Raw genomic sequence first — 19,840 nt, forward strand, 5'->3', positions numbered from 1 at the left:
TCCTGAGGCGGGACCCGTCAGTTCTGTGACACGGGATTCCGACCGACGGGATCGAGCCGGTGTCACCGCTGAGCGATCGCCGCAGGACGATCGCTGGAGATCTCTGAAGGAGAGCAGTCATGGAAGCACGCATGCAGAACCCGGCGATGGTCCTCCCGGACGCGATGCAGGCCATCCAGAGCCTGTACAAGGCCACGTACGCGGGCGGTGTCCCGGCGGGTCTGCTGGCGCTCAGCCACCTGCGCGCGAGCCAGATCAACGGCTGCAGCCCCTGTGTGGAGTCCGCGTCCGGCCAGGCGCGCAAGGCGGGCGAGAGCGACGAGAAGATCTTCTCCGTCGGCGCCTGGCGCGAGACCCCGTTCTACACCGACTCCGAGCGCGCCGCGCTGGCGCTCACCGAGCACGTCACGCGCCTGAACGACCGCGAGGACCCGGTCCCGGACGCGGTGTGGAACGAGGCGGCCAAGCACTTCAACGAGCAGGAGCTGGCGTCGCTCGTGCTGCACATCGCCGTCAGCAACCTGTTCAACCGGCTCAACGCCACGACGAAGCAGCAGGCCGGCCAGAAGTGGTAGGCGCGGTCTAGCGGGGTGTGCGGCACGGCCCCGCGGGACCGGGCAGTCGTGGCTGCGGCTTCGGCCGCGGAGCTGGACCGAGGGGGCGGTGCGGCGGTCGCGCGACGAGACGCGACAACCCCACCGCCCCTCAGTGTGAAGGGTTTCCCGGTGGCTTGTTCTCGCCTGTGGACAAGGTTATCCACAGGGCTGGTGAGGGGTGGCCCGGCGCGGGACCGTCGGGGCATGAACAAGCACCGCGAACCGCACGGCTCCCACGGCCTGCCCGAAGACGACCCGCAGCTCACCTTGCGCAACCCGGCCGATCTGGCCGACGCCCTCCCGTATTTGATGGGATTCCATCCGACCGACTCCATCGTGATGGTCGCCCTCCACGGTCGCCGGGGCCGCTTCGGCGGGCGGCTCCGGCTCGGCATCCCGCGTGCGCCGGGCGAATGGCCGCATGTCGCCGAGCAGTTGGCCGAGTGCCTGGTGGCGGGGAGCGAGCGGCGGGGGCCGCGCCCGGACGGGATCATCGTGTTCCTCTGCCAGGACCCGGACCCGCTCGGGGACACGACGGCTGGTCACGTCATGGAGAGGCTCCGCCCGCTGGCGCAACTGCTGCGGACGGCGTGCGGCGCCCTGGACGTCCCGGTCCTGGAGGCGCTGTGCATCTCGGACGGGAGGTACTGGTCGTACTGCTGCCCGGACGCGCGCTGCTGCCCGCCGGAGGGGAACGTACTGGCACTGCCCGGTACGTCTGTGCTGGCGGCGGCCGCGACCTTCGCGGGCCTCCAGGTCCGGGGCTCGCTGCGGGAGATGGAGGCACGCCTCGCCCCGTGGCGGCGCCCGGCGGCGGTCGACCAGGAGCGGGCGCTCGCGGCCGAGGAGGCGGCGCTGGTGCCCCGCGTTCTGGACGAGGAGGAACGGCTGCGGGTCGGCCGGAACACCCTCGACCTCGCGGGCCGCGTGATGCGCCGCCTCTCCGGCGCGCCCCCGGCCACGGGCCGCACAGACGCGGACGCGCTGGACGACGCCCTGATCACCCACGAGGAAGCGGCGGCCCTGCTCCTCGGCCTGCAGGACCGCACCACCCGGGACCGCGCGGCCGAATGGATGGAGGGCCCGGACGCGGCCCCGGCCCTGCGCCTGTGGCGCGCCCTGGCCCGCCGCTGCGTGGGCCGCTACGGGGAGCACGCGGCGGCCCCGCTCACGCTGGCGGGCTGGGTGGCCTGGTCGACGGGCGACGAGCCCGCCGCCCGGGTCGCCCTCGGCCTGGCCCTGCGCGCGGACCCGGACTACCAGTTCGCCCAACTCCTCCACCAGGCCTGCAACCAGGGCCTGGACCCGGAAGCGCTGCGCAGGTGCCTGCGCGAGGAGAGGCGGGAGCGGGAGGGAGCGCCCCTGACGGAGGACGGCGCGGTCTGGGCGCCCGGCACCCCGGAACCGGGGCGGGGAGCCGACGCGGGAATGGCTCGGGTGTACGGGGCGGGTGCCTCGGGGTGGATTCCCGAGCTGGGGACGGGGGTTGAGGCGGGGTGGGAGCCCGGAGGCGGCGTTCCGGGGTCGATCGCGCGGGCGGACGCGGGGGCGGCCCCAGGGAACGGGCCTGGTTCTCCCGGCCCAGGTCCAGGTCCAGGTCCGTTTTCGGGTTCGGTGGCCGGTGCGTCGAGCGGTGCGGGGGCGGGGGCGGAGTGCGGGCCTGGTGCAGCGGGGTCGTCTGCCGCGCTCGGCGCGGGAGCCGAGGCGGTACCGGCCTCCGGGCCCGGCGCCCCGGTACCGGTCTCCTCGCTCGATCCGGACGCCGCCGTGCCCCCGCGCCGGTTCAGGCCGCGCCGCAAGGCTTCGGGGAAATCTCCGGTCAACCGGAAGGGCGGGATGCCCGCATCCACCCTTCCCGATGGCAACGGGTCCACGACGGCTGGGTCCGCCCGGCGCGGGGCCAGGCGCATCAGCCGGACGGGGCGGCGGGACGGGACGGACCAATGAGGCCGGGCCGACGCCACGCCGTGTCGCTCCGTGACCCGTGCACGGCCCGCCGCGTTCACGAGGAGGGCACCGCGCGAGGGCGGTCCGCCCGATCCACGCATGCGGCCGGAGCGCTCGGAAGGCAAGGTATGGCGTTCAATGTCCCTCCCCGGGCCAATGCCCCGTCCCGGGCGAACCCCCTCTCCCGGGCCGACGAGCCACCGGGGGACGCGCCCCTTCCCTGGGGCGACGCGCTTCCCGACACCGGTGGGTCTTCCCGCGCTGATGCGTCAGCCTGCGCCGATGTGCCGAGAGACGCCCCTCCCGGGAGTGATGGCCAACCCGATCACCCTGCTCGCGCCCATGCCTTTCCCAGGAGCGCCAGCGTCCCCGGGGCAGTCACGCCTCCCCGAGTCAGCGCCCCCACCCCCGGTACCGTCCCCCTTCGCGCCCCCGCCCCAAGCGGTCCGCCCGAAACGCGGCGCGGGGCCGGGCCCGTGCCCTCCCCAGGTCCGAGGCGGCGCCCGGCAGCGGCATCGGCACCCACGCCCACCACCCGGCCCCCCGGGGCGCCCCCCGGCCCCGGGTTCGCCGGACTTCCGCCGCTCCACGCCGCCCTGATCTCCGTCGCCCTCCCCGGTCTCGTCGTCTCGGCCGAGCACGGCCAGCTCACCGGGCACGGACTTGAGGGGTTCTACCGGCACGGGCGCCGGCTGCTCGCGCGCTGTCAGCTGAAGGTGGCCGGGCGGGAGCCGATCGCCCTTCAGGGCAGACCCATATCGGCCGACCGCGCCCGCTTCTTCGCGGTGGTGCGCACCCCGGCCGACAGCGGTCCCGACCCCGAGATCACCGTCGAGCGGCTGCGCCAGGCCGAGGGCAGCGAGCGGATCACCCTGCGCAGCTCCTCGCCCCGCCCCCTGCGGCTCCCCGTGGAGATCGAGCTCGGCACCGACCTGGCCGAACTGGGCGCGGTCGCGGCGGGCCGGGGCGGCCCCGAACTGCCGGGCAGCGTCCACGACTCGGGCATGCGCTGGACCACGGCGGACGCGCACGCCGTGGTGAGCGCCCACCCCTCCCCGGCCGACGCGCTCGCCTCGGCGGGCGTCCTGCGCTGGGACGTGGAGCTGCCCCCGGGCGGTTCGTACACGATCGAGCTGCACATCCGCACCGACCGCCCCGCCCGGCCGCCCGGCCAGGCCGCGACCCACTCGCTGCCGCAGGCCGAGGCGGAGGGCGACGACCCCCGGGTCGGTCCGCTGCTCCAGAGTGGCCTGGACGACCTGCGGGCCCTGCTCGTACGGGACCCGGCGCACCCGCTGGACGTGCACGTGGCGGCGGGCGTCCCCTGGCGCACCGGCCCGGCCCCGGCCGAGGCGCTCTGGGCCGCCCGGATGGCCCTGCCGCTCTCCACCCGGCTTGCGGCGGCGACCCTGCGGGCCGTTGCCCGTACCCAACTGGAGGGGCCAGTAGGGGAGTTCGGCCGTATCCCGGGGCCGTTGCGGGACGCGGGGCCGCATCTGCCGCCCAGCTGCACCGGAGTGGAGGCCACCCTCGCGTTCCCGGTGGTGCTCGCCGAGGCCCGGCGCTGGGGGCTGGCCGAGACCGAGGTGGCCGAGCTGCTGCCGACGGCCGAGCGGTGTCTGCGCTGGCTGCGGGCGTGCACCGGTGACGACGGGTATCTGGGCGAGCCCGGCCCGGCGGTGGGGCTCGCGCGGGCCGAGACCCAGGCCCACGCCCACCGCGCCGCCGTCCTGGGCGCCGAGCTGCTGCGCGAGTGCGGCAGACCGGGGGCCGAGGAGTGCGCCGCCTGGGCTGCGGGGCTGCGGGAGCGGTTCCGGGAGGAGTTCTGGATCGAGGACCTGGCGGGCGGGCGCCCCGCCGCCGCCCGCACCGCCGACGGCCGTCGGCTGCCCCCGCTCGGCGCGGGCGCCGCCCACCTCCTGGACACCGGCCTGCTCGGCGCGGGACGGCTCGCCCCGGGGCTGCTCGACAAGGTGCAGACGGAACAGCTCGCCCGGCTCCTGGGCGGCCCGGCCATGGACTCCGGCTGGGGGCTGCGCGGCCTGGGTGCCAAGGAGGCGGGCTACAACCCGTTCGGCCACCGCGCGGGCGCGGTGCGGGTGTACGACACGGCCGTCGCCGTGGCGGGCCTCGCGGCCGCCGGGTACGAGAAGGAGGCGAGCGGCCTGCTGCGCGGACTCCTGGACGCGGCCGAGGCGTTCGGCTACCGGCTGCCCGAGATGTTCGCGGGGGAGCACCGCACCGCGAACAGCGCTCCGCTGCCGCACCCGGCGGCGTGCCGCCCGGCAGCCGTCGCCGCCGCCTCGGCGCTCCAGCTGCTCACCACGCTCGCGGGCATCCGTCCGGACGCACCGGCGGGCACGGTCGCCCTCTGCCCCGTCCGGTCGGCGCCGCTCGGCGCGGTGCGGCTGTCGGGGCTGAGCGTGGCGGGGGAGCCCTTCGCCGTACGGGTCAGCAGGCTCGGCGTCGGCATGGTCGAGCAGGCCGCCGACCGGCTCCAGTTGGGAGGCTGAACGGAGTGCTGGGTGAATCCGGGACCGGGCGGGAGGCCGCGCCGGCCGTCGAGACGCGGGCGGAGGGCGTCGGGGGAGCGGGGCCCGACGCGGTGAGGAACCGTGGCGGGGCCGACCCGGCGGGAGCGCGTGGGGCGGCCGGGGAAGAAGGTACGACCGGCCGTGCCCGAGGGCGTGTTTATCGTCAGGGAGACGACTATGATCGCTCCATGTCTCCCTACGACCCGTCGGCCTACCCGCCCTTCGCCGTGACCGTCGACCTGGTCGTGCTCACCGTGCGCCGCCACGCCCTGTGCGCGCTGGTCGTCCGTCGCGGGGAGCCGCCGTTCCAGGGGCGGTGGGCGCTGCCCGGCGGCTTCGTCCGGGGCGACGAGGACCTGTCGGCGGCGGCGGCCCGCGAGCTGACCGAGGAGACCGGACTCTGCGCCCAGGACCCGGCGGCCACCGCCCCGGCCCCGGGCAACGGTGCCCATCTGGAGCAGCTCGCCACGTACGGCGACCCCCGGCGCGACCCCCGGATGCGGGTCGTCAGCGTGGCGCACCTCGCGCTCGCCCCCGACCTGCCGGCCCCCCGTGCGGGCGGCGACGCGCACAGCGCGCGCTGGGCGCCCGTGGAGGACCTGCTGAGCCAGGACGGCGGCTTCGGCCGCGAGGACGAGCAGCCCGCCCCGCTCGCGTTCGACCACGCCCAGATCCTCGCGGACGGCGTGGAGCGGGCCCGTTCCAAGATCGAGTACTCGTCGCTGGCCACGGCGTTCTGCCCGGCCGAGTTCACCGTGGGAGAGCTGCGGCGGGTGTACGAGGCGGTGTGGGGGGTCGCGCTCGACCCCCGCAACTTCCACCGCAAGGTGACCGGCACCCCGGGCTTCCTGGTCCCGTCCGGCGGCACCACGACCCGCCAGGGCGGCCGCCCCGCCCAGCTCTTCCGCGCGGGCGGCGCGACCCTCCTGAACCCCCCGATGCTCCGCCCGGAGGTCTGACAGGGGGATCTGGCCGGGGGATCTGGCAGAGGGCCTGCCCGGCGGGCCGGCACGCCTTACCCGGGCTCGCCCCGCACCCCCACCGGGGCGTGGGGTGGTACCGGCCCCCGCCCCGCACGCAAGGCGCTGGCGCACAAGGCGCTGGCGCACAAAACGCAGGCGCGCGCAGACCCCCGCTTGCATAAAAAGTCCGAAATGTCGCGTTATGTTACTCCGGTACCCATCCCTCCCGCCGTGCCGTCGAGCGGTCTCACCCCCGGGAGAGAAGCGATGCTCCAGGCCATCGGACTCACCAGCACCCCCCGCCGCGACCGTCCGCCCGAGGTGGACGACCTGACCTTCGAGGCCCGGCCGGGCCTGATCACCGCCCTGCTCGGCGCCCCGGGCTCCGGCAAGACCATGGCCCTGCGCCTGATGCTGGAGCTCGAACCGGGCCGGGGCGTCACCTACTTCCGGGGCCGCCCGCTCCACAAGGTGGCCCACCCCGCCCGCGAGGTGGGCACCCTGCTCGGCGACGTGCCGGGCCATCCGGCCCGTACCGTCCGGGGACAGCTCCGCCTCATGTGCGCCGTCGCCGGGGTCCCGGCCGACCGCGCCGAGGAGATGCTGCACGTCGTCGGCCTCGACGGCCTGGCGGACCAGCGGCTCGCGACCCTCTCCCTCGGCATGGACCGCAGGCTCGGTCTGGCCGCCGCCCTCCTCGGCGACCCGCACACCCTGGTCCTCGACGAGCCCGCCGAGGGCCTCTCGCCCCGCGAGAACAGCTGGCTGTACGGGCTGCTGCGCGGCCACGCACAGCAGGGCGGCACCGTGCTGTGCACCTTCGCCGACCCCAAGGAGGCGGCCCGGGTGGCCGACCGGGTGGTCACGATCGACGGGGGCCGCCTCGTCGCGGACCAGGACGTGGCGGAGTTCTCGCGCACCCGGCTGCGCCCCCGCGTGGCCGTCGCCACCCCGCACGCCGCCCGCCTGAGCGCCCTGGTCAGCCGCGAGGCCCGGGCCGCACGCCGCTCGGTCGAGGTGGTCACGGAGGACGGCAGCCACCTCTCCGTCTACGGCGCGAGCTGCGCCGAGGTCGGTGAGACGGCGTTCCGCCACGGCGTCCTCGTCCACCGCCTCACGGACGAGGTCGCCGACACCGGCCCGGCGGCCCCCGCCCCTCGCCCGGCCCCCGCCACCACCGCCCCGGGCGAAATCCCGCCCGCCCCGCCCGGCGCCTCCGTCCCGCCCCCGCGCCCCCCGATTACCCCCGCCTTGCCCCGCACCCCCCTCCGCCCCCTGCGCTACGAACTGAGGCGCCTCCTGGGGGTCCGCACCACGTACGTGCTCCTCGGCGCCGCGCTCCTCAGCTCCGTCGCGCTCGCCGCCGTCCTGGGGCGCACCGGGCACACCCCGCTGCCGCACCTGGTGGCCGCGTGGCCGAGACTGCTGCCGCTGCCGCCCGCGGCCCTCGCCGCCGGGATCCTCGGGGCGCTCGCCTTCGGTGAGGAGTACCGCTACCCCGCGCTCGCTGCCGACCGCGGCACCGTCCCGCGCCGACTCGGGCTGCTCCTCGCCAAACTCGTCGTCTCGGCCGGGGCCGCCCTCCTGCTGGCCGTGCTCACCGTCGCCCTGGACGCCCAGGCCCTGCGGCTGTTCTACGGCCGCGACGTGGTGCGGATTCCGCCGGACTGGCCCTCGCTGGCGGCGAGTTGGGCCGGGCTGACCGTGGGCTGCGCCTGGGCCGGGCTGCTCGCGGCCGGCATCTTCCGCGCCACCGCGGCCGGGCTCGCCGCCGTGCTGGCGGTGCCGGTGGCCGTCGTCCCCCTCGTACAGAAGGCGCTGGCGGCGCCGCAGGCGCGTTCGGTCGCCGGACTCCCGGCCCGGCTGCGGGAGGTGGCCTGGCTGCGCTGGCCGCGTCTGCTGGACGACGGACTGGCCGCCGCGCTGCACCTGCTCGCCCGGCCGCGGGGCGCGGCCCTCGCGCTGTCGCTCACCGTGCTGCTCTGCGCCTACGTGGTCACCGGCCTTCGCGGGAGGGCCCGTTGGTGACCCCGCTCGCGCCCCGGCGTGTGCGGAGGGTCACAACTCCCCAGAGAATGACCGCTTCTTTCCGATAAAGCGTCAATTGCGAGGGGTGCGGAGATCACCCTTTCGTGTGCTTTTCACCAAAGACCTCAAGGGCCGTCGAAGACCGGCCGACAAAGGATGCGTGAGTACCCTTGCGCACACCATGATGACCACCGCCCGCGCCGCCGACTCCGGCCTCGCAGGACCGGGCGAACTCGACCGCTACCCCTACGCGGAGGCGCGCGGCGCCGACCGCGTCTCCCTCCCCGCCTGGGACGGAGCCGAGGCAGACCTCGGCCGGGTGAGCCGGCGCGCGGCGGGCAGCCGCGGGAGAGGACTGCACGGCCAACTCGTCCAGCAGCTCGGCCAGATGATCGTCTCGGGCGATCTCGGCGCCGACCGCCCGCTGGTCCCGGAGGAGATCGGCCAGCGCTTCGAGGTCTCCCGGACCGTCGTCCGCGAGTCGCTGCGCGTCCTGGAGGCCAAGGGCCTGGTCAGCGCGCGCCCCAACGTCGGCACCCGGGTCCGTCCGGTCAGCGACTGGAACCTGCTGGACCCCGACATCATCGAGTGGCGGGCCTTCGGGCCGCAGCGCGACGACCAGCGCCGCGAGCTCAGCGAGCTGCGCTGGACGATCGAGCCGCTGGCCGCGCGCCTCGCCGCGGGGCACGGCCGCGAGGACCTCCAGCAGCGTCTCGGCGACATGGTCGAGATCATGGGCCACTCCCTCACCCAGGGTGACGTGATCACCTTCTCCCGGGCCGACGCGGAGTTCCACTCCCTGCTCATCCAGGCCGCGGGCAACCGCATGCTGGAGCACCTCTCCGGGATCGTCGGCGCCGCCCTCCAGGTCTCCGGCGGACCGGTCACCGGCTGTGACCGCCACTCGGAGGTGGCCCTCACCCACCACGCCCGGATCGTGGACGCGCTGGCGGGCGCCGACGGGACGGCCGCGGAGGCCGCCATGCGGCAGCTGCTCACCGTCCACCCCGAGGTGGAGCGCGTCGTCCCCGCGCCGCGCGAGCACTGAGGGCGGAGCGCGGCCGGGCGAGGCCCCGCCGCCCCGCCCGGAGGAAGGACGCGTCGCCGGACCTCGGGGGGTCCGGCGACGCGATTATGGGCACTTTACCCCTGGTGGCCTTTATGTCGTGTATGGGGTGTGACTCGGGCCACGTAGATTGGGCGTAACACTCCTCGGAACCGTGCGATGACCTAAGAGGTAACAGCCGAGGAAGGAATACAGCAGCCGAACGCGGCGCTGTGCAGCTCCGAGGTTCAGCCCGCGCCGTCGGCACAATCCCCAGTCGACGGTCGTCGGCTCCGGCCCGATCATGGGCGGGGCCGGAAGCCGTTTTCCATCGTTCCGAGAGGTTGTTCGTGTCGGCCAGCACATCCCGTACGCTCCCGCCGGAGATCGCCGAGTCAGAGTCTGTGATGGCGCTCATCGAGCGGGGAAAGGCTGATGGGCAGATCGCCGGCGATGACGTGCGTCGGGCCTTCGAAGCCGACCAGATTCCGCCAACCCAGTGGAAGAATGTTCTGCGCAGCCTCAACCAGATCCTCGAGGAAGAGGGTGTGACGCTGATGGTCAGTGCCGCGGAATCTCCCAAGCGCACCCGGAAGAGCGTCGCAGCGAAGAGCCCGGCGAAGCGCACCGCCACCAAGACCGTCGCGGCCAAGACGACCGTGACCAAGACCGTCGCGGCCACCGCGGCCCCCGCGGCCGAGACCGTGGACGCGTCGGCGGACGACGCCGAGGCGCCCAAGAAGGCCGCCGCCAAGAAGACGGCCGCGAAGAAGACCGTCGCCAAGAAGGCCGTGGCCAAGAAGACGGCCGCGAAGAAGACCGCCGGGAAGAAGGGCGACGAGGAAGTCGTCGAGGGCGAGGAGCTGCTCGAGGACGTCGCGCCCGGCAAGGGTGACGAAGAGGAGGCCGAGGGCGAGAACAAGGGCTTCGTCCTCTCCGACGACGACGAGGACGACGCACCCGCCCAGCAGGTCGCCGTCGCCGGCGCCACCGCCGACCCGGTCAAGGACTACCTGAAGCAGATCGGCAAGGTCCCGCTGCTCAACGCCGAGCAGGAGGTCGAGCTCGCCAAGCGCATCGAGGCCGGTCTGTTCGCCGAGGACAAGCTGTCGGCCGCCGACAAGCTCGCTCCCAAGCTCAAGCGCGAGCTGGAGATCATCGCCGAGGACGGCCGCCGCGCCAAGAACCACCTGCTGGAGGCCAACCTCCGCCTCGTGGTCTCGCTGGCCAAGCGCTACACGGGCCGCGGCATGCTCTTCCTGGACCTCATCCAGGAGGGCAACCTCGGTCTGATCCGCGCGGTCGAGAAGTTCGACTACACCAAGGGCTACAAGTTCTCCACGTACGCCACCTGGTGGATCCGTCAGGCGATCACCCGCGCGATGGCCGACCAGGCCCGCACCATCCGTATCCCGGTGCACATGGTCGAGGTCATCAACAAGCTCGCGCGCGTGCAGCGCCAGATGCTCCAGGACCTGGGCCGCGAGCCCACCCCGGAGGAGCTGGCCAAGGAGCTCGACATGACCCCGGAGAAGGTCATCGAGGTCCAGAAGTACGGCCGTGAGCCGATCTCGCTGCACACCCCCCTGGGTGAGGACGGCGACAGCGAGTTCGGTGACCTCATCGAGGACTCCGAGGCCGTGGTCCCGGCCGACGCGGTCAGCTTCACGCTTCTCCAGGAGCAGCTGCACTCGGTCCTCGACACCCTGTCGGAGCGCGAGGCGGGCGTGGTCTCCATGCGCTTCGGCCTCACCGACGGCCAGCCGAAGACCCTGGACGAGATCGGCAAGGTCTACGGAGTGACGCGTGAGCGCATCCGTCAGATCGAGTCGAAGACCATGTCGAAGCTGCGCCACCCGTCGCGTTCGCAGGTGCTGCGCGACTACCTCGACTAGGTCGCGTTCGTACGCCTGTCGTACGGATCGGATGTGACCGAGGGCCCGATTTCCGCAAGGGAGCCGGGCCCTCGCGCGTGTCCGAGCGGGTGCGAGGCGTCAATGCCTCGTTGACTCTGGGTGTGTGCCCGTGTCACCCCGAGTCAGGAGACCGTATGCGACGCCCCACCGTCCGAGCGCTGCGCGGGGCGCTGGCCCTCACGGCCGCCGCCACCGCCGTACCGCTGGCCGCACCCGTGCCGGCCGCCGCCGACAGTGTGGTCATCGGGGGCACGCCCGCCTCCGTGAAGGACAGCCCGTACGCCGTCGCGCTCTCCAGTCGTCTCCGGTTCGGAGCAGCGCGCGCGGGTCAGTTCTGCGGGGGAGCGGTGGTCGCGCCCACCAAGGTGATCACCGCCGCGCACTGCCTCAGCAAGGAGGTGCTCGGCACCAACGGAATGCACGACCTGAAGGTGATCGCGGGCCGCTCCGAGCTGCGCGGCACCACCGGCCAGGAGGTCGCCGTACGGGACACCTGGGTCAACCCGGATTACAAGCCGGTCAGCAACTCGGGTGACATCGCGATGCTCACCCTGGCGAGCGCGCTGCCCGAGTCGTACGTCATCGGGCTCGCGGGGCCGGGCGATCCGGCGTACGCCCCGGACACCCCGGCGACGGTCTACGGCTGGGGTGACACGACGGGGCGGGGCACCTACGCGGCATCGCTGCGCTCGACCCGGGTGTGGGTGCTGGCGGACAAGGCCTGTGAGCACGCCTACCCGGGGAACTCCGGGGACGCGTACCTGAAGGCCACCATGGTCTGCGCGGGCGATCCCAAGGGCGGCCACGACGCCTGTCAGGGCGACAGCGGGGGGCCGCTGGTGGCGATGGGGCGGCTGGTGGGCCTGGTGTCCTGGGGGAGCGGCTGCGGGGAGGCGGAGAACCCGGGGGTCTACACCCGGATCTCCGCGTTCGTCGGCCCGTCACCGAACGCGGCGCCCCTGTAGCGGCGCGCGAGCCAAGAGAACGGGCGGCCGCCCCACACGGGGGCGGCCGCCCGTCGCCGGTCCTGGACCGGCCCTGGCTCGTCGTCAGTGCGAGGTTCAGCGATCCTCTTCGCCTGCGGATTCGGGCACCGCGGTGAGGCGGTCCGTCTCGTCCTGTATCTCAGCGGCGATCTTCTTCAGTTCCGGCTCGAACTTGCGTCCGTGGTGAGCACAGAAGAGCAGTTCGCCGCCGCTGGTCAGAAGGACACGCAGGTATGCCTGTGCGCCGCAGCGGTCGCAACGGTCAGCGGCCGTCAGGGGGCTCGCGGGGGTCAGAACAGTAGTCACGTCGCCTCTTCTCTAGCTCGACGAGCTGTCGTACCAGGGTCAACATCCAACCAGGCCGAAAACGTTCCCGCTCGTGCCTTTTCCTCGAAACTTCTTGGTCGAGGTGGCTGTCTGCTGCCGGTTGGCGGCGAATGAGCCGTATTGCGGTGCTCTACGGTTTCGCGTTGCTTGTCTCGGTTGTCCTCCCGGCGGGGTTGCCGGTTGTTCATGAGGACGTGCCCGGAGCCTAAATGGTTCATGCCTGGATGGGAACGTGACATCCGTATCACCCCCACGAGGGATCGAACATGCATACGACGCTGGACTAGCATGAGTATCTGCCGAGGGTGGCGTGACAACGGCTCTACCAGGCCTCGGTACCCTCTGACCGGCGACCGACGCCGGCCCCCTACCCACCAGGGGGCGAATTGAAATTCAGCGAGGAGCGAACTGCGTGACCGCCGAGACGTCCGTTCCGTCCACTGCGCTGCTCTCCGGCGCCGACCGGGACGGCTCCAACTACACCGCGCGGCACCTGCTCGTCCTTGAAGGCCTCGAAGCGGTCCGCAAGCGCCCGGGCATGTACATCGGCTCGACCGACAGCCGCGGCCTGATGCACTGCCTCTGGGAGATCATCGACAACTCCGTCGACGAGGCCCTGGGCGGGTTCTGCGACTTCATCGAGGTGATCCTGCACGACGACGGTTCGGTCGAGGTGCGGGACAACGGCCGGGGCATCCCGGTCGACATCGAGCCCAAGACCGGTCTGTCGGGCGTCGAGGTCGTCATGACCAAGCTGCACGCCGGCGGAAAGTTCGGCGGCGGCTCCTACGCCGCCTCCGGCGGTCTGCACGGCGTGGGCGCGTCCGTGGTGAACGCGCTCTCGGCCCGCCTCGACGTCGAGGTCGACCGCAACAGCGCGACGCACTCGATCAGCTTCCGGCGCGGCACGCCCGGGATGTTCACCGAGCAGGGTCCCGACGCCCCCTTCGACCCCTCCAGCGGGCTGCTCAAGGGCAAGCGCGTGCCCAAGACCCGCACCGGCACCCGTATCCGCTACTGGGCGGACCGCCAGATCTTCCTCAAGGACGCCAAGCTCTCCCTGGACACGCTCCACCAGCGGGCGCGCCAGACGGCCTTCCTGGTCCCCGGTCTGACCATCGTCGTCCGCGACGAGCGCGGCATCGACGGCGAGGGCAAGAAGGAAGAGACGTTCCGCTTTGACGGCGGGATCAGCGAGTTCTGCGAGTACCTGGCCCAGGACAAGGGCGTCTGCGACGTGCTGCGGCTCACCGGCCAGGGCAGCTTCAAGGAGACCGTCCCGGTCCTGGACGAGCGCGGCCACATGACCCCCACCGAGGTCACCCGCGAGCTCGGCGTGGACATCGCGCTGCGCTGGGGCACGGGATACGAGACGAACCTGAAGTCGTTCGTGAACATCATCGCCACCCCCAAGGGCGGTACCCACGTCGCCGGCTTCGAGCGGTCGGTCACCAAGACCGTCAACGAGGTGCTGCGCTCGGCGAAGCTGCTGCGCGTCGCCGAGGACGACGTCGTCAAGGACGACGCGCTGGAAGGCCTCACGGCGGTGGTCACCGTCCGGCTCGCCGAACCCCAGTTCGAGGGCCAGACCAAGGAGGTGCTCGGCACCTCGGCCGCCAACCGGATCGTCGCCAACGTGGTCGCCAAGGAGCTGAAGGCGTTCCTGACCTCCACCAAGCGGGACGCCAAGGCGCAGGCCCGTGCCGTACTGGACAAGATCGTCGCGGCGGCCCGGACCAGGATCGCGGCCCGTCAGCACAAGGAGGCGCAGCGGCGGAAGACGGCGCTGGAGTCCTCCTCGCTGCCGGCCAAGCTGGCCGACTGCCGCAGCGACGACGTGGAGCGCAGCGAGCTCTTCATCGTCGAGGGGGACTCCGCGCTCGGCACCGCCAAGCTCGCCCGGAACTCGGAGTTCCAGGCGCTGCTGCCGATCCGGGGCAAGATCCTCAACGTGCAGAAGGCGTCCGTCTCGGACATGCTCAAGAACGCCGAGTGCGGCGCGATCATCCAGGTCATAGGAGCGGGCTCGGGCCGCACCTTCGACATCGACGCGGCGCGGTACGGCAAGATCGTGCTGCTCGTCGACGCCGATGTCGACGGCGCCCACATCCGCATCCTGCTGCTGACCCTCTTCCAGCGCTACATGCGCCCGATGGTCGAGGCGGGCCGGGTCTTCGCCGCCGTCCCGCCGCTCCACCGCATCGAGCTGGTCCAGCCCAAGAAGGGCCAGGACAAGTACGTGTACACGTACTCGGACAACGAGCTGCGCCAGACCCTGCTGGAGTTCCAGCGCAAGGGCGTCCGGTACAAGGACACCATCCAGCGCTACAAGGGCCTCGGCGAGATGGACGCGGACCAGCTGGCGGAGACCACGATGGACCCGCGCTTCCGCACCCTGCGCCGGATCAACATCGGCGACCTGGAGGCGTCCGAGCACGTCTTCGACCTGCTCATGGGCAACGAGGTGGCGCCCCGCAAGGAGTTCATCACCAGCTCGGCGGCGACGCTGGACCGGTCCCGCATCGACGCCTAGGGACACGCACGGCCATGGCCGGGTTCCGTGTCGCGACCGCGGCGCGGGGCCCGGCCATCGCCGTGGACCCCGTCGCGGTGGGCCGTCCGGGTGGTGTCTCCACCCGAGGGTGGAGCCGAGGGATCCACCCACGATCCACCCCTGACCCGATGTGTCCGACCAGGCCGTTTCCGTAACGTCGAGGGCAGAAGGAAATCCCGCCGTCGAGGTTCGGAGGCCCAGATGTCCTCGTTCGTGAACGTGCTCGTGGCGGTGGCCGTCGTCGCGCTGATCGTCTCGCGCCAGGTGCGGCCCCAGCCGCTGGCCGACGCCAGGCGCTGGTGGGTCGTGCCGGCGGTCCTGGTCTACCTGGGGATACGGGAGAAGGGCCTGGTCGACCCGGACCACCACCTGGCCTCGGTCGTGCTGCTGGGCACCGAGATCGCGACCGGGCTCCTCATGGGCGCGGCCTGGGGCTGGACCGGCAGGCTGTGGTCCGAGCCGGACGGCTCGGTGTGGACCAGGGGCACCCGGGCGACGGCAGCCGTCTGGGGCCTGGGCATCGCCGTCCGGCTCGGGCTCACCGGCATTGGCGCCCTCGCCGGGATACGGATGGGCACGGGCGCCCTGCTGCTGGGCCTGGCCGCCTCGCTCCTGGTCCGCGACGGCATCCTCGCCTGGCGCGCCCGCTCCCTGCCCGCGTCGTACGGTGTCGCTGCCGACAGCCGGGTCCGGCCCCTGTGGAAGGACCGCGTGTGACCGCCGACGTCTGGTTGACCTGGCCGTCGCGGGAGGCGCTCTCCCGTGAGGGGCTCAGCCGCGCACGGATCGCCATCATGTGGAGCGTGCGCGGGCTGCTGCTCGGCGGGATGCTCTGGACCGCGATCAGCGAGAAGGGCCCGCGGAACTGGTCCTGGGCCGTGGGCATCGCCATGGTGGCGGTGATGGTCGTGCTGGCCCGGGCGTTCTGGCAGCAGACCCTGGCCCACCGGCTGTGGCCCTCGCTGGGGCTGCTCGCGCTCCTGATGGCGACGGCCCTGGGCGCGCAGCAGACCGACTGGCGCGTCTTCGCGACCATCGCGTGGTGCGGCTGCGCGGTCTCCGCCCTGGAGCGGCTCCCGCTGGGCGCCGCCGTCCCCGCCACCCTGGTGGCCCTCGGGGCGTATGCCGCGGTGAACACCGACGACTGGCCGACCACCGCTCTCACCACGGCGGGTCTGGGCCTCGCCGGGTATGTGCTGCGGCTGGACGCGGAGGCGCGGGGCAGCGCCCAGCGCTTGCTTGCCCAGGAGCGGGCCGCCCGGGCCGCCGAGGCCGAGTCGGCCGCGCTCGCCGAGCGGGCCAGGATCGCCCGCGAGATCCATGACGTGCTGGCGCACAGCCTCTCCGCGCAGCTGGTGCATCTGGAGGCGGCCCGGCTGATGATCGAGCGCGAGCCCGTGGGGGACTTCCGGGACCGGATCCTGGAGCGGGTGGTCGCGGCCCGGTCGATGGCCCGGGAGGGGCTGGCCGAGACCCGGCAGGCGCTCTCCGCGCTGCGCGGGGAGATCACGCCGGTCGAGGACTTCCTGCGCACGCTCGTCGAAGGCGGTGGACCCGGCGGCCCGGCGGGGGTCGAAGTGGCGGGGGAGCGGCGGCCGTTGACGGCGGAGGCGTCACAGGCGGTGCGGCGCGTGGCACAGGAGGCCCTGACGAACGTACGCAAGCACGCACCGGGCGCGGCCGTCGCCGTCCGGCTGGAGTATCTGCCGGACGAAGTGGCCCTGGAGGTAAGGGATTCGGGGGGTGGCGACGTCGCCGATGATTGGGGACCGAGCGGTTCCGGATACGGTCTGCTGGGGATGAGGGAGCGCGCCGAACTGCTCGGCGGGACTCTGGAGGCGGGACCGGAGGAGGAGGGCTTCGTGGTGCGGCTGCGGGTGCCGGCATGACCGGTGAAGGGGGCGGTGTGACGGCAGGAGGCGCGGGAGCCGGGGACGGTGCGAAAGCCGGGGGACGTGCGATCCGTGTGGTGGTGGCGGACGACCAGGCGGTGGTGCGCGAGGGGATCGTGATGCTCCTCGGGCTGCTGCCCGGGGTCGAGGTCGTGGGAGCGGCCAGGGACGGCGACGAGGCGGTCGCGCTGGTCGCCGAAGTGGCGCCGGACGTCGTCCTGATGGATCTGCGGATGCCGCGCTGCGACGGGGCGGAGGCCACCCGCCGTATCCGCGCCGAGTATCCGGGCACCCAGGTGGTGATCCTGACGACGTACGCCGACGACGACTCGCTCTTCCCGGCGCTGCGGGCCGGGGCGCGCGGGTACCTCACCAAGGACGCGGGCGGCGACGAGATCGTCAGGGCGATACAGGACGTACTGGCCGGACAGGCGGGCCTGGCGCCCTCGGTGCAGCGACGGTTGCTCGAACGGGTGACGGCGCCGGTGCCGGCGGCCGGTCCGGCGGTGCTGCCCGACGGGCTCACCGGCCGTGAGGGGGAGGTGCTCGGCCTCGTCGCGGAGGGCCTGTCCAACCCCGAGATCTCCGGCGCGCTGCACATCTCCACGGCGACGGTGAAGACGCACATCAACAACATCTTCGCCAAGACGGGAGCCAGGGACCGGGCCCAGGCCGTGCGGTATGCCTATCAGCACGGCCTCACGCGCCCACCGGGTCCGGCCATCACCTAATGGGGTGAAGAGGGGGCGTTGAAGAGTGCGGGGGCGTCCCCTCCTGCCCATCCTTGGGCACGCGGCCGAACAAGGCCGTGGACTAAGGAGTGTTGTTCGGTGGAGAAACGGGAACGGCACGACCCGGCGGCGGCACGGATCGACGACCCCTGGTACGACGCGCTCGCCTCCGGCTGGGGCGAACTGGACGGCACGGTGCCCGCGTTCGCCCCGCCGCGGCAGCGGGCGGCCGAGGCGGCGCCCGGGCACAGCGCGGCGGACATCTATCTGGAGGTGCAGCGCAGCGCCGCCTTCCAGGAGGTGCGCGCCCGCTACCGCCGGTTCGTGGTCCCGGCCGCGCTGGCGTTCCTCGCCTGGTACGTCGCGTACGTCGTCGCCGCGACCACAGCACCCGGCCTGATGGCTCGTCAGGTCGCGGGCGCGGTCAACGTCGCCATGGTCGCGGGGCTCGGCCAGTTCCTCTCCACCTTCCTGCTGACCTGGGCGTACGCGCGGCACGCACGGCTGCGCCGGGACCGGGCCGCGCTCGAACTGCGCTGGGACACCCAGGAGATGACACGGGGGATGGCCAGGTGAGCGTCGGCAGGGATCATCAGGCGCTGGCGCTGCTGCTGTTCAGCGCGTTCGTGGCGGCCACGCTGGCGATCACCACCTGGGTGAGCCGCGACCGGCACGGCTCGGCGGAGGAGTTCTACGCGGGCGGACGGCTCTTCTCCCCCATGGAGAACGGTTTCGCCATCGCGGGCGACTACATGTCGGCCGCGTCCTTCCTGGGTATCTCGGGGCTGATCGCGCTCTTCGGGTACGACGGGATGCTCTACTCCGTCGGCTTCCTGGTGGCCTGGCTGGTGGTGCTGCTGCTGGTGGCGGAGCTGGTGCGCAACTGCGGGCGGTTCACCCTCGCCGATGTGATCGCCGCCCGGATGAGCGAGCGCCAGGTCCGGATCGCGGCGGGAACGTCCTCGGTCACCGTGTCCGTTCTCTATCTGGTGGCGCAGATGGTCGGCGCGGGCAGCCTGGTGGCGCTGCTGCTCGGCGGCTCCAGCGGCGCGGCCCGCGCGTGGACCGTCATCGGCGTGGGCGCGCTGATGGTGATCTACGTATCGCTCGGCGGGATGCGGGCGACCACCTGGATCCAGATCGTGAAGGCCGTCCTGCTGATGGCGGGCGCGGTCACGCTCACGGTCCTGGTGCTGATGCGCTTCCACGGGAACATCAACCTGCTGCTGACCACGGCGGCCGAGCGGAGCGGGCACGGCAGGGAGTTCCTCGCCCCCGGGCTGCGATACGGCGGCGGCTGGACCGCGCGGCTCGACTTCATCAGCCTGGGCCTGGCCCTGGTGCTCGGTACGGCGGGGCTGCCGCACATCCTCTCCCGCTTCTACACCGTGCCGACCGCGCGGGCCGCGCGCCGCTCGGTCGTCTGGGCGATCGGCCTCATCGGCGGCTTCTATCTGATGACCATCGTGCTGGGCTTCGGCGCGGCCGCCGTGGTCGGCTCCGCCGAGGTCAAGTCCGCGAACGCCGCCGGGAACACGGCCGTACCGCTGCTGGCGCTCAATCTGGGCGGCGGAGCGGGCTCCACAGGCGGAACGGTTCTCTTCGCGGTCGTGGCCGCGGTCGCCTTCGCCACCATCCTGGCCGTCGTCGCCGGGATCACGCTCGCCTCCTCCGCCTCCGTCGCCCACGACCTGTACGCCTCGCTGCGGCGGCGCCACGCCAGGCAGCACAGCGAGGTGACGGTGGCCCGGATCGCCGCAGCCGGGATCGGGGCGGTCGCCATCGGTCTGGGGCTGCTCGCCCGCGACCTGAACGTGGCGTTCCTGGTCGGGCTGGCCTTCGCGGTCGCCGCCTCGGCCAATCTGCCCGTGCTGCTCTACTCGCTGTTCTGGCGGAACTTCACCACCCGGGGCGCCGTCTGGTCGGTCTACGGAGGGCTGATCCCGGCGCTGGTCCTGGTGGTGCTCTCGCCGGTCGTGTCGGGCGGCCCGAACGCGCTGTTCCCCGGGGTGGACTTCCAGTTCTTCCCGCTGGAGAACCCGGGCCTGGTCTCCATCCCCCTGGGCTTCCTCGCCGGCTGGATGGGCACGGTCACCTCGGCCGAACCGCCGGACGCGGCGCGCCACGCCGAGACGGAGGTGCGGTCGCTCACGGGGGCGGGCGCGGTGTAGCGGCCGGGCAGGATCGATCCGCCCGTGGTCAGGGGCAGGACCGCTCCTCCGGTGCTCAGGTGCCCGGCCGGGCCCGCCGGGGCGCGTCGCGCGGGCGTACCGGTACGACCATGACCGTGAGCCGGGCGGCGAAGGGCACGGGCCACGCGGG

Annotated in this window: 15 protein-coding genes; 14 read left to right on the forward strand and 1 reads right to left on the reverse strand. The window is 73.1% G+C overall.

Annotation, left to right across the window (positions count from 1 at the left end; translation table 11 throughout):
* Window positions 1–119: 119 nt before the first annotated feature.
* From ABZ404_RS16320 to ABZ404_RS16355, 8 genes are all read left to right on the forward strand, one after another.
* Window positions 120–575 (forward strand): carboxymuconolactone decarboxylase family protein, encoded by a 456-nt coding sequence (locus tag ABZ404_RS16320; protein WP_358837865.1) that lies wholly within the window; start codon window positions 120–122, stop codon window positions 573–575.
* A gap of 225 nt (window positions 576–800) precedes the next feature.
* A complete protein-coding gene (locus ABZ404_RS16325; protein WP_358990482.1) occupies window positions 801–2,543 on the forward strand; it encodes a DUF4192 domain-containing protein in 1,743 nt (580 codons plus the stop codon).
* Between the two features lie 596 nt (window positions 2,544–3,139).
* Window positions 3,140–5,056, forward strand: a complete 1,917-nt coding sequence (locus ABZ404_RS16330) for a glycogen debranching N-terminal domain-containing protein (RefSeq protein WP_358990513.1) — start codon at window positions 3,140–3,142, stop codon at window positions 5,054–5,056.
* A gap of 209 nt (window positions 5,057–5,265) precedes the next feature.
* Window positions 5,266–6,036, forward strand: a complete 771-nt coding sequence (locus ABZ404_RS16335; RefSeq protein ID WP_358837398.1) for an NUDIX domain-containing protein — start codon at window positions 5,266–5,268, stop codon at window positions 6,034–6,036.
* A gap of 270 nt (window positions 6,037–6,306) precedes the next feature.
* Window positions 6,307–8,067, forward strand: coding sequence for an ATP-binding cassette domain-containing protein (locus tag ABZ404_RS16340; RefSeq protein ID WP_358837397.1), 1,761 nt, complete (start codon window positions 6,307–6,309; stop codon window positions 8,065–8,067).
* 160 nt (window positions 8,068–8,227) lie between these two features.
* Window positions 8,228–9,115: a FadR/GntR family transcriptional regulator gene (locus ABZ404_RS16345; RefSeq protein ID WP_358837396.1), complete on the forward strand. Its 888-nt coding sequence runs from the start codon at window positions 8,228–8,230 to the stop codon at window positions 9,113–9,115.
* A gap of 347 nt (window positions 9,116–9,462) precedes the next feature.
* A complete protein-coding gene (locus tag ABZ404_RS16350) occupies window positions 9,463–11,007 on the forward strand; it encodes an RNA polymerase sigma factor (protein WP_358833993.1) in 1,545 nt (514 codons plus the stop codon).
* A gap of 155 nt (window positions 11,008–11,162) precedes the next feature.
* The gene (locus ABZ404_RS16355) at window positions 11,163–11,993 is read left to right on the forward strand and encodes a serine protease (RefSeq protein WP_358833992.1); all 831 of its coding nucleotides are present in this window, start codon (window positions 11,163–11,165) and stop codon (window positions 11,991–11,993) included.
* Window positions 11,994–12,089: 96 nt separating this feature from the next.
* Here the strand turns inward: ABZ404_RS16355 and ABZ404_RS16360 are convergent, their stop codons facing one another.
* Window positions 12,090–12,320, reverse strand: coding sequence for a hypothetical protein (locus ABZ404_RS16360; RefSeq protein WP_067165114.1), 231 nt, complete (start codon window positions 12,318–12,320; stop codon window positions 12,090–12,092).
* Window positions 12,321–12,753: 433 nt separating this feature from the next.
* On the opposite strand from ABZ404_RS16360, the gene ABZ404_RS16365 reads away from it, so the two are divergent.
* From ABZ404_RS16365 to ABZ404_RS16390, 6 genes are all read left to right on the forward strand, one after another.
* Window positions 12,754–14,874: a DNA topoisomerase IV subunit B gene (locus ABZ404_RS16365; protein WP_358833991.1), complete on the forward strand. Its 2,121-nt coding sequence runs from the start codon at window positions 12,754–12,756 to the stop codon at window positions 14,872–14,874.
* 222 nt (window positions 14,875–15,096) lie between these two features.
* On the forward strand, window positions 15,097–15,612 hold the full coding sequence (locus ABZ404_RS16370; protein WP_358833990.1) for a DUF1453 domain-containing protein: 516 nt from the start codon (window positions 15,097–15,099) through the stop codon (window positions 15,610–15,612).
* The gene (locus ABZ404_RS16375; protein ID WP_358833989.1) at window positions 15,609–16,784 is read left to right on the forward strand and encodes a histidine kinase; all 1,176 of its coding nucleotides are present in this window, start codon (window positions 15,609–15,611) and stop codon (window positions 16,782–16,784) included. The genes ABZ404_RS16370 and ABZ404_RS16375 overlap by 4 nt, the downstream gene beginning before the upstream one ends.
* Window positions 16,781–17,518 carry a response regulator transcription factor gene (locus tag ABZ404_RS16380; protein WP_358833988.1) on the forward strand — a complete coding sequence of 246 codons (738 nt, stop codon included), beginning with the start codon at window positions 16,781–16,783 and terminating at the stop codon, window positions 17,516–17,518. The genes ABZ404_RS16375 and ABZ404_RS16380 overlap by 4 nt, the downstream gene beginning before the upstream one ends.
* Before the next feature lie 99 nt (window positions 17,519–17,617).
* A complete protein-coding gene (locus ABZ404_RS16385) occupies window positions 17,618–18,094 on the forward strand; it encodes a DUF485 domain-containing protein (RefSeq protein WP_358833987.1) in 477 nt (158 codons plus the stop codon).
* Window positions 18,091–19,689 (forward strand): cation acetate symporter, encoded by a 1,599-nt coding sequence (locus ABZ404_RS16390; RefSeq protein ID WP_358833986.1) that lies wholly within the window; start codon window positions 18,091–18,093, stop codon window positions 19,687–19,689. The genes ABZ404_RS16385 and ABZ404_RS16390 overlap by 4 nt, the downstream gene beginning before the upstream one ends.
* The last annotated feature ends 151 nt before the right edge of the window (window positions 19,690–19,840 follow it).

This window comes from Streptomyces sp. NPDC005878, assembly GCF_040629815.1.
Taxonomy (GTDB): domain Bacteria; phylum Actinomycetota; class Actinomycetes; order Streptomycetales; family Streptomycetaceae; genus Streptomyces.

Bases quoted from the DNA above. Each gene is read 5' to 3' on its own strand.
- ABZ404_RS16355 (WP_358833992.1), top strand. From the start codon at position 11,163: ATGCGACGCCCCACCGTCCGAGCGCTGCGCGGGGCGCTGGCCCTCACG.
- ABZ404_RS16370 (WP_358833990.1), top strand. From the start codon at position 15,097: ATGTCCTCGTTCGTGAACGTGCTCGTGGCGGTGGCCGTCGTCGCGCTG.
- ABZ404_RS16340 (WP_358837397.1), top strand. From the start codon at position 6,307: ATGCTCCAGGCCATCGGACTCACCAGCACCCCCCGCCGCGACCGTCCG.
- ABZ404_RS16380 (WP_358833988.1), top strand. From the start codon at position 16,781: ATGACCGGTGAAGGGGGCGGTGTGACGGCAGGAGGCGCGGGAGCCGGG.
- ABZ404_RS16320 (WP_358837865.1), top strand. From the start codon at position 120: ATGGAAGCACGCATGCAGAACCCGGCGATGGTCCTCCCGGACGCGATG.
- ABZ404_RS16335 (WP_358837398.1), top strand. From the start codon at position 5,266: ATGTCTCCCTACGACCCGTCGGCCTACCCGCCCTTCGCCGTGACCGTC.
- ABZ404_RS16325 (WP_358990482.1), top strand. From the start codon at position 801: ATGAACAAGCACCGCGAACCGCACGGCTCCCACGGCCTGCCCGAAGAC.